Annotated in this window: 11 protein-coding genes; 4 read left to right on the forward strand and 7 right to left on the reverse strand. The window is 55.6% G+C overall.

Features of this window, described 5'->3' with window-relative positions:
• Window positions 1-148: 148 nt before the first annotated feature.
• Window positions 149-730 (reverse strand): YajG family lipoprotein, encoded by a 582-nt coding sequence (locus tag H8S59_RS24390; protein ID WP_095100296.1) that lies wholly within the window; start codon window positions 728-730, stop codon window positions 149-151.
• Between the two features lie 177 nt (window positions 731-907).
• On the opposite strand from H8S59_RS24390, the gene H8S59_RS24395 reads away from it, so the two are divergent.
• Entirely contained in the window at window positions 908-1,141 is a 234-nt protein-coding gene (locus tag H8S59_RS24395) for a hypothetical protein (protein WP_187523079.1), read from the forward strand.
• 734 nt (window positions 1,142-1,875) lie between these two features.
• Window positions 1,876-3,384: a malate dehydrogenase (quinone) gene (gene mqo / locus H8S59_RS24400; protein ID WP_095099838.1), complete on the forward strand. Its 1,509-nt coding sequence runs from the start codon at window positions 1,876-1,878 to the stop codon at window positions 3,382-3,384.
• Window positions 3,385-3,491: 107 nt separating this feature from the next.
• Here mqo and H8S59_RS24405 read toward each other — a convergent pair whose 3' ends face one another.
• The 6 genes from H8S59_RS24405 to H8S59_RS24430 form a co-directional block, all read right to left on the reverse strand.
• A complete protein-coding gene (locus tag H8S59_RS24405; RefSeq protein WP_187523080.1) occupies window positions 3,492-3,962 on the reverse strand; it encodes a hypothetical protein in 471 nt (156 codons plus the stop codon).
• A 36-nt stretch (window positions 3,963-3,998) separates the two neighbouring features.
• Window positions 3,999-4,439 carry a hypothetical protein gene (locus H8S59_RS24410; RefSeq protein ID WP_187523081.1) on the reverse strand — a complete coding sequence of 147 codons (441 nt, stop codon included), beginning with the start codon at window positions 4,437-4,439 and terminating at the stop codon, window positions 3,999-4,001.
• Between the two features lie 80 nt (window positions 4,440-4,519).
• Complete coding sequence (locus tag H8S59_RS24415) at window positions 4,520-4,969, reverse strand: hypothetical protein (protein WP_187523082.1); 450 nt, start codon at window positions 4,967-4,969, stop codon at window positions 4,520-4,522.
• Between the two features lie 194 nt (window positions 4,970-5,163).
• On the reverse strand, window positions 5,164-5,451 hold the full coding sequence (locus H8S59_RS24420) for a PA4642 family protein (RefSeq protein ID WP_187523083.1): 288 nt from the start codon (window positions 5,449-5,451) through the stop codon (window positions 5,164-5,166).
• Between the two features lie 67 nt (window positions 5,452-5,518).
• Entirely contained in the window at window positions 5,519-6,007 is a 489-nt protein-coding gene (locus tag H8S59_RS24425; protein ID WP_095099852.1) for a hypothetical protein, read from the reverse strand.
• Between the two features lie 182 nt (window positions 6,008-6,189).
• Window positions 6,190-6,747 (reverse strand): hypoxanthine-guanine phosphoribosyltransferase, encoded by a 558-nt coding sequence (locus H8S59_RS24430; protein ID WP_187523084.1) that lies wholly within the window; start codon window positions 6,745-6,747, stop codon window positions 6,190-6,192.
• Window positions 6,748-6,929: 182 nt separating this feature from the next.
• Between H8S59_RS24430 and upp the strand changes: the two genes are divergently transcribed.
• Entirely contained in the window at window positions 6,930-7,568 is a 639-nt protein-coding gene (gene upp / locus H8S59_RS24435) for a uracil phosphoribosyltransferase (protein WP_027902892.1), read from the forward strand.
• Window positions 7,568-8,845, forward strand: coding sequence for a uracil-xanthine permease family protein (locus H8S59_RS24440; RefSeq protein ID WP_095099857.1), 1,278 nt, complete (start codon window positions 7,568-7,570; stop codon window positions 8,843-8,845). Before upp ends, H8S59_RS24440 begins: the two co-directional genes overlap by 1 nt.
• Window positions 8,846-8,847 lie beyond the last annotated feature (2 nt).

The following is an 8,847-nucleotide window of genomic DNA, read 5'->3' on the forward strand; positions in this document are numbered from 1 at the left end:
TTTATCGCCAGACATGCCGCCTTCCCGGCTAAAGCCGGTCCCATGTCAGCTTGCGGGCAAACCTGGAACCCCCCACAAGTAAAAGTATTGGCACAAAAAAGCCCGGCATCTCGCAAGAGAGCCGGGCTTTTTTACAGCAGCGCTGGTTTTATTGAGCCAGCGTGTTGCCAATGGTCTGATCCTGGAACAGACGCGTCAGGGCGTCGCTCAACACGTCGCTCACCAGACGAGTGTTGGTTTCCTGATTCGGTGCCATACCAAAGCGCTGATCCAGCGAAGCGGCATAACGACCGGCGTAGTTACGGCCGTTGTTCTTCACTTCGGCGCGGAACGTGGTGCTGATGGTCGCTTCAGTCACGTACAGGCCTTCTTTCGGCGATTGATACTTCAGGTCCGCCAGGGTAATGGTCAGCTGTGGACCGCCGCCGTTAGGCGATGGGGTAAAGCCCAGCAGACGCACAGCAGCTTCTGCCTGAGCCTGCAACTTGGGCAGTACGTCAGCACTGGAAACGCTGACCGCGCTGGTTTCCGGATACATGCCACCACGGGTACCCAGCGTCGGGCTTGGGCGACCGTCGACGACACGCACCATTACCGGCTGACCACGGCCTACCGGCGCCAGCTGGGCATTCAGCTTGGGCTGCGGGCTAAGTTGTTGAGGGCTGTGGGCACAGCCAACCAGAGTCAGACTCGTTACAGCAAGCAAACCAAACAAAATGCGACGCAGCATGCTCATCTCTCTCCAATGGGCCAGGCACTAAATGTGCCGCAGTATAGCGGCCTCCCAGCACCGCCAACCAGTGAAAATCGGACCGCGCCAGAGATGCAATGGTTCAGCAACACCCACGTCACGATGATGTCATGTGCGGTGTGCAGAATTGCGCCTAAACCAATCGGGAGCCACCCCATGGACTTTATCTGGTCACTCTTTACTGCTCGTCCCAAGTACCGCCACTACGCGCGCATTGATAAAAGCGGTGTTTGCTGCGCGTTCAAACAGTGCACTCAGCCTCCCGTGGGTCAGGGTTGGGTTGAGGTTTCCGAACAGAATCTGTCCTGGTTGAACCAGCCACTGCCCCTCAATGCCCGTATCACTCGCCGCGCCGGGCAACCTGCAGCGCGTCAGTTGCGCATGGCCTGACTGCGAACCGAATAAAAGTCACTTAATACGATCAATTCCTGTCGTTTCATCGCTATAATCTTCCCCCGATTATAAGGACGTCTCCTGATCGGGCCTCGCAGCATGGCTAATCTCCTGATTAGCGCCTTCGTAATGCCCACAGAGAGCCGCCCACACAGGTCACGATCACGCAGATTTGCGTGTTGATCGGTGCTGACGGGCTCGAATATTTTGAACCCGTATCGCTCGCCAACACGCCGGAATGCATGCCCCTGATCTGCCGGTGCTGCCATCGCGCAGCCCTTTTGAGGTTGAGGTTCGCGTCTCCAAAAGAACGCGAAAAAACGGGTTTCACTACTTCACAAGAGTGTGGCGAGCAAATGAACAGGTACGCGTTTGTAAATGCACCATTAGCATCTGACCCAACCATTTTGAACAGGATCGATTGCTGCTACGCAGCCTCCTCGACTGGAGTCTGAAGCCTGTCCGCTACGGATTTGGTTGCACAACGGATGCCTTGACGATGGTCGAATGGCTGACCGGGCTGAAAAATGCGTTCATGCTGCCTTGATGAATCAATCATTCAAGTCCGTTTGATGGCCTCCGTTGATGATGCGAAAAATTGCGAAGAATCGGACATGCAGATCCTGGCCAGGGTTATCGGGACACAACTTTGAACAAAGTCCCGCTACCAGGCATCTGACCTCAGGATCGTATGCCGTCAATTTGGTGCTGCAGATTTTGGAGACGCGTTAATGGCGCATAACGAAGCAGTCGATGTGGTATTGGTTGGAGCGGGCATCATGAGTGCCACCCTCGCCGTACTGCTCAAGGAGCTCGACCCCGGCCTCAAGCTGGAAGTCGTTGAGCTGATGGACTCTGGCGCTGCGGAGAGTTCAAACCCGTGGAACAACGCCGGTACCGGCCATGCGGGTCTGTGCGAACTCAATTACACCCCGCCGGCAGCTGATGGCTCCATCGACATCAAGAAAGCCGTGCAAATCAATACCCAGTTCGAGGTTTCCAAACAGTTCTGGGCTTACCTGACGCAAAAAGGCACTTTCGGCTCGTCGAAGAGCTTCATCAGTGCAGTTCCGCACCTGAGCTTCGTGCAGGGCGAGAAAGGCATTGCCTTCCTCAAGACCCGCTTTGAAGCCATGCGCACGCACCATGCGTTCTCGTCCATGGAATACACCGAGGACAAGGCGACCCTTGCCGAGTGGATGCCGCTGATGATGCCCGGCCGCCCGGCCGATGAGCAGATCGCCGCGACGCGAGTCATGAACGGCACTGACGTCAATTTCGGCAACCTGACCAATCAACTGCTCAAACACCTGAGCAGCGGTCCGGATGCTCAGGTCAAGTACAGCAAGCGGGTCACAGGCCTGAGCCGCAAAGGCGCTGGCTGGAGCGTCAGCATCAAGGACGTGAACAGCGGCAGCACGCGTGAGATCGACGCGAAATTCGTGTTCCTCGGCGCAGGTGGTGCGGCGTTGCCATTGCTGCAGATGTCAGGCATCGAAGAAAGCAAAGGCTTTGGCGGCTTCCCGGTCAGCGGCCAGTGGCTACGCTGCGACAATCCTGAAGTGGTCAAACATCACCAGGCCAAGGTCTACAGTCAGGCAGCGGTCGGTTCGCCGCCAATGTCTGTGCCGCACCTGGACACCCGCGTCGTCGACGGCAAGAAGTCCCTGCTGTTCGGACCTTACGCCGGTTTCACCACCAAGTTCCTCAAACACGGCTCGTTCCTTGACCTGCCGCTGTCGGTACGTATCGCCAACATCAAACCGATGCTGGCTGTGGCCCGCGACAACATGGACCTGACCAAATACCTGGTCAGCGAAGTCATGCAGTCCATGGAGCAGCGTCTTGAGTCACTGCGCCGCTTCTATCCAGAAGCTAAAGCTGAAGACTGGCGTCTGGAAATTGCGGGCCAACGGGTGCAGATCATCAAGAAGGACCCCAAGAAAGGCGGCGTCCTGCAATTCGGTACTGAACTGGTCTCGGCCAAAGACGGCTCTCTCGCCGCCCTGCTGGGTGCATCGCCAGGTGCTTCGGTCACCGTTTCGATCATGCTGGACCTGATCGAGCGCTGCTTCCCGGAAAAAGCACGAGGTGAATGGGCAGCCAAGCTCAACGAGATCTTCCCGGCTCGGGAGAAAGAACTGGAAACCGACGCGCAGCTGTATGAGCGGGTCAGTACCCAGAACAACGAGCGCCTGGAACTGGTCGAGAACCACAGCGAAGCACACAGCCTCGCCTGATTCACGAGCGACACACGAGAACGCCCGGCGTCGAAAGAGCCGGGCGTTTTTTTTGTTTAACTTAACGCGTTGCGAACTCATCAGTAACGCAATAACGCAGGTCCGGGCTATTCGATACTGACTCGGACGCTATAGCTTTTATCGGGATCATGACTGACCAGTTGAGCCTTACAAATAGCCTTAGAGGCGCCATCTGATTGCGCATTAGTCCATTGATAGGGCTCTTCTGCAGGTCGGAACCAACCAAAGCTTGTCCTTATATCGTGACCCGCCTTGAACGTGCAGGATTTATCTCCGGCGGTATACGTGAAGCTGAGTGCCCCTCGTTTTTTCGAGGCGAACATCAAGCTGATGTCTCCCGTGCGATGGCCAGGTATCGCGTAATTATCAACCCCTACCCCGCCCAATACCCAGTTGGCGGCGCTTAACACCAAGGGTGTCGCCGTCTCGTTAACAACCTTGACGTTCGCTTGAAAACTCCCGGCAGCACGGGCATAGGGGGCAACACTTGCAGCCAGTAATACCAGGCACAGCAGCACCTGCGGACCTGCTTTATTTAACTTCCAATGAACATCCATTTCACGACTCCATAAATCCAGCGACAAGATCCTCATTCACTTCATACGATAGCGAACATCAAAACTTTCCTTGTAGACCCACTCATCCACTTTCAACTCGCAAGTAGCAGGCACACTGCCAAAACTTTTAGTCACCTTCCAGTGGCCAGGCCCAGTGAGTGTCATGGGGCCTTTAACCCGTTTGACAGGGCCGTACTTCACAACAAAGTTACAGCGTTTGCCTCCATCAGTACCCATCATGAAGTTGACCTCGCCAATGTCATTGGTAACCCGGATATTGAATCCGCCAGTATCGCCGGGCTTGATTCTGTAAGTTTGAGGATCCTGACCACCCAAGTCCCAGCTTTGATTGATGAGATAAATATCTTCAGCCGTCATGTTCCGTATTTCAGCGTGGTAATTGGTGAGCGTCTCGGCCTGAGCGAACCCCACCATGGATAAAGCACTCAAAACAGCAATTAATTTTAAACGGTACATAATATTGAAATCCCTTTCCAATGATGCACAGAGGCACGACCGCCGCTGTAAAGCAGGCACCGTACCGATGAGTGCTGATATCACTTGATACTGACGCGAAGGATATAACCATCACCCGATGGCTTTTCCACTACCGTGGCTTGGCAAAAGGCACCGAACTGCCCGACAGAAATACCCCGCACCTCAGCAACATCCCTGTAAGAAGGCCACAACCAACCGGCAACACGTTCCTGGCCGTATTTAGCCTGGTAGTTACAAGCGGTGGCCCCTGCGGCATAAGTGAAGGACAGCGAACCACTCTTATTACCCGCTACCGAGATAGAAAACTCTCCCTTATAATGCTGAGGAATTTGATAATCCACCGCCTCATAGTTACCCAGATGCCATGTAGCCCGGTTCAAGGAGAGATCTGATCGAGCTTCGTTATCTACCGAAATATCAAATTTCTTGGCAGCCAGAGCAGGCGTGGTCATCACGAGAAAATGAGAGCCAAGTAAAACACTTAACAACGATATATATCTGTTCATCATCGAAATCCATTTCGAAAAATATTAATTCATTGCATCAAACACAATGCCGCCTAAGCAGTATGGCTTGAATTCTCACTCGCGCATGAAAAAACAACGATTATATCGGTAGGAAAAATCTAACAACTTCGTAGCTATTATCCACACAACAGATCAACACAGGACAGACTCCATTCGGATGCCTGTCCTGTCAGCCCTCACACGCGAGCTTTCTCGATCAGCTCGATGTATTCATCAGCGTTGCGCTGATCCTTGATCGTTGCAATGAAGTCATTGCCATGCTCATCCTTGCCATCCAGGTCGTAACCGGCTTCGAGGAAGAACACCAGAAAGCGCTCGAAATCATTCACCCGCAAGCCACGGTAAGCCTTGATCAGCTTGTGCAGCGATGGCGATGTAGCGTCCACCGGCTCGAAGAGCAAGAACGCTTTAACCTGCTCATCGCCGATTTCGTCACCAATCAACTGCTTTTTATCTTTACGCATTGCGTGCTCCAACTGGATCGCTGACTTGTTAACCGGCGGGCAGTTTACCCTCGGCTCGGCAAAAGGCTCAACGAGTACGAACGGCCCCGGTGTGCAAATCGGCCCAGACATGGCCGTTGGCGTAACTGAGGAACTGGCAGTAAAGCTTTTCGTTGCGCAGCAGATCCATCAACGTTCGGTATTGCGCGACCGGGTAATACAGATTCAGCACTCGACTCTTGTCATCAAAGACCGGCTTTTTCAGGCTTTTGCTTTCGCTGTCGAAATGAATCAGCACCTCGTTAATCGTGGCGCCTTTGTTCATTGGCTTGCCTTTGAGGCGCAGCAGTACCGGCGCAGTCACGGGGATCGGTGCCTGATTGGACTGCCGCTGATTGCCCACCACGACCGAATACTCGGTGATCTGCAGCAATTGCTGCTGCTCGGGTTCGCCTTCGCGCAGATTCAGGTCATCTGGCGGCAGGTATTGGGCGTGCATGGGTTCGGCTGAGACAGGCATCACAACGGGCAAGCTGCACAGCAAGGCCATGGCAGCGCTACGGATCAAAAGCTTCATTTCGACTTCCCGCAAGGACAGGGCTGGCACTTTAGCATGCGGGCCAAGACTGTTCCCGAGGAGATACTAAGGTCTGTTGGAGCGAGGCTTGCCCGCGAAGAACAATGAATCGGTGCAACTAACACACCGCAGCGCCTGATTCGCGGGCAAGCCTCGCTCCAACAGAACCCCACCTACTCTGATTACATCCCTTTAACCGCATAAATCCCGGCAGCGTTGCGCCAGTAACCCTTGTAATCCATGCCATAACCGAAGATGTAGCGGTCAACGCATGGCAGGCCTACAAAGTCGGCTTTCAGGTCCGGACGCGCTTTGCGGTCATGGTCTTTGTCGATTAATACCACGGTGTGAACGGCACGAGCGCCCGCGTGTTTGCAGAAGTCGATGATCGCGCCCAGGGTGTGACCTTCGTCGAGGATGTCGTCGATGATCAGCACGTCACGGTCGATGAACGAGACTTCGGGCTTGGCTTTCCAGAACAGATCGCCGCCGCTGGTTTCGTTGCGGTAGCGGGTGGCGTGCAGGTAAGACGCTTCCAATGGGAAGTTCAGGTGCGTCAGCAGCTTGCCGGAGAAGATCAGACCGCCGTTCATCACGCAGAATACGACTGGATTGCGCTCAGCCAGCTCGGCATTGATATGCGCACCAACGCGAGCGATGGCCGCCTCGACTTCAGCTTCTGTGTACAGGCAGTCGGCTTCGCGCATGATTTGACGGATATGCTCGAGATCAGCGGACATGACGCTCTCCTGGGGGGCAGTGTAAGAAAAGCGGGCAAAGGTACGCATCCGCTCCAGTCAGGGCAAGCAATTCTGGACTAACGTGTCAGGAATTGTCTGAAAACACCGCAAGGCACGTAGGACAGTAACAGCTGAATAGATTAACCTAGGCCGTTTTTTTGCCCACGCCGGAGCTTTTTCCTATGCCTATTCGTGAGATCCGCCATCCGCTGATCCGCCACAAGCTCGGCCTGATGCGCCGCGCCGATATCAGCACCAAGAACTTCCGTGAGCTGGCTCAGGAAGTCGGTGCCCTGCTCACCTATGAAGCCACCTCCGATCTGCCGCTGGAGACCTACGATATCCAGGGTTGGGCCGGTACTGTCCCGGTCGAAAAGATCGCAGGCAAGAAGATCACCGTCGTACCGATTCTGCGCGCTGGTATCGGCATGCTCGACGGCGTTCTCAGCCTGATTCCGGGTGCCAAAGTCAGCGCCGTGGGTGTGGCCCGCAACGAGGAAACCCTCGAAGCCCATACGTACCTGGAGAAACTGGTTCCGGAGATCGATGAACGTCTGGCCATGATCATCGACCCGATGCTCGCCACCGGCGGTTCGATGGTTGCCACGATCAACCTGCTGAAAAAAGCCGGCTGCAAGGAAATCCGCGCCATGGTGCTGGTTGCTGCGCCGGAAGGTATCGCAGTGGTTGAAGCGGCTCACCCGGACGTCATGATCTACACCGCCTCCATCGATGAACGCCTCAATGAGCATGGCTATATCATCCCGGGCCTGGGCGATGCCGGTGACAAGATTTTCGGCACCAAGCAAAAGGACGCGTGATGAGGCAGGACGAGTTCAACGATCCACTGTGGCGCACCGTGCTGTCCGGGGCGCAGATGCTCTTCGTCGCATTCGGCGCACTGGTATTGATGCCGCTGATTACAGGGCTGGATCCTAACGTCGCACTGTTTACCGCTGGCCTGGGTACTTTGCTGTTTCAAATCGTCACTGGCCGTCAGGTGCCGGTGTTCCTGGCGTCGAGCTTCGCGTTCATCACCCCCATTATTCTTGCCAAAGGCCAGTTCGGTCTTGCAGCGACCATGGGTGGGGTCATGGCGGCGGGTTTCGTCTACACCTTCCTCGGCCTGGCCGTGAAGATCAAAGGCACTGGCTTCATTGACCGACTGCTGCCGCCGGTGGTTATCGGTCCGGTGATCATCTCCATCGGCCTGGCAATGGCACCGATTGCCGCGAACATGGCCATGGGCAAAAGTGGTGACGGCGCGGAACTGATTCCGTACAGCACCGCGATGCTGATCTCGATGCCTGCGCTGCTGACCACGTTGGTCGTGGCCGTATTCGGCAAAGGCATTTTCCGTCTGGTGCCGATTATCTCCGGCGTACTGGTGGGCTTTGCCCTGTCGTTTTACTTTGGCGTCGTCGACACCGCAAAAATCGCCGGGGCGCCCTGGCTGGCGTTGCCTGCGTTTACCGCGCCGGAGTTCAACTGGCAGGCGATTCTGTTCATCGTCCCTGTAGCACTGGCGCCCGCCATTGAGCACATCGGCGGCGTGATCGCAGTGGGCAGCGTGACGGGTCGTGATTACCTGAAGAAACCAGGCCTGCACCGCACACTGTTTGGTGATGGCATTGCCACCACCGCAGCGGGCCTCTTCGGCGGTCCACCCAACACCACCTACGCCGAAGTGACGGGCGCGGTGATGCTGACCAAGAACTACAACCCGAAGATCATGACCTGGGCGGCGCTGTTTGCGATCACCCTGGCATTCATCGGCAAGTTCGGCGCGCTGCTGCAAAGCATCCCGGTGCCGGTGATGGGCGGCATTCTCTGCCTGCTGTTCGGTTCGATTGCGGCGGTAGGCATGAACACCCTGATCCGCCACAAGGTCGACCTGGCCGAAGCCCGCAACCTGGTGATCGTCTCGGTGACACTGGTGTTTGGTATCGGCGGCGTGTTGATCGGCACCGGCAACGGCCCGGACGATTTCGGCCTGAAAGGTATTGCCCTGTGCGCCGTGACGGCTATCGCATTGAACCTGCTGTTACCGGGCAACGATGGGTGGAAGAACAAGCATCTGGATGATCAATTGCCTTAGGA

It is taken from the genome of Pseudomonas folii (assembly GCF_014357575.1).
Lineage (GTDB): Bacteria > Pseudomonadota > Gammaproteobacteria > Pseudomonadales > Pseudomonadaceae > Aquipseudomonas > Aquipseudomonas folii.

What these genes read in the sequence shown, in the direction of transcription:
- H8S59_RS24390 (WP_095100296.1), bottom strand. Translation starts at nt 730, where the DNA reads ATGCTGCGTCGCATTTTGTTTGGTTTGCTTGCTGTAACGAGTCTGACT.
- H8S59_RS24395 (WP_187523079.1), top strand. Translation starts at nt 908, where the DNA reads ATGGACTTTATCTGGTCACTCTTTACTGCTCGTCCCAAGTACCGCCAC.
- mqo (WP_095099838.1), top strand. Translation starts at nt 1,876, where the DNA reads ATGGCGCATAACGAAGCAGTCGATGTGGTATTGGTTGGAGCGGGCATC.
- H8S59_RS24405 (WP_187523080.1), bottom strand. Translation starts at nt 3,962, where the DNA reads ATGGATGTTCATTGGAAGTTAAATAAAGCAGGTCCGCAGGTGCTGCTG.
- H8S59_RS24410 (WP_187523081.1), bottom strand. Translation starts at nt 4,439, where the DNA reads ATGTACCGTTTAAAATTAATTGCTGTTTTGAGTGCTTTATCCATGGTG.
- H8S59_RS24415 (WP_187523082.1), bottom strand. Translation starts at nt 4,969, where the DNA reads ATGATGAACAGATATATATCGTTGTTAAGTGTTTTACTTGGCTCTCAT.
- H8S59_RS24420 (WP_187523083.1), bottom strand. Translation starts at nt 5,451, where the DNA reads ATGCGTAAAGATAAAAAGCAGTTGATTGGTGACGAAATCGGCGATGAG.
- H8S59_RS24425 (WP_095099852.1), bottom strand. Translation starts at nt 6,007, where the DNA reads ATGAAGCTTTTGATCCGTAGCGCTGCCATGGCCTTGCTGTGCAGCTTG.
- H8S59_RS24430 (WP_187523084.1), bottom strand. Translation starts at nt 6,747, where the DNA reads ATGTCCGCTGATCTCGAGCATATCCGTCAAATCATGCGCGAAGCCGAC.
- upp (WP_027902892.1), top strand. Translation starts at nt 6,930, where the DNA reads ATGCCTATTCGTGAGATCCGCCATCCGCTGATCCGCCACAAGCTCGGC.
- H8S59_RS24440 (WP_095099857.1), top strand. Translation starts at nt 7,568, where the DNA reads ATGAGGCAGGACGAGTTCAACGATCCACTGTGGCGCACCGTGCTGTCC.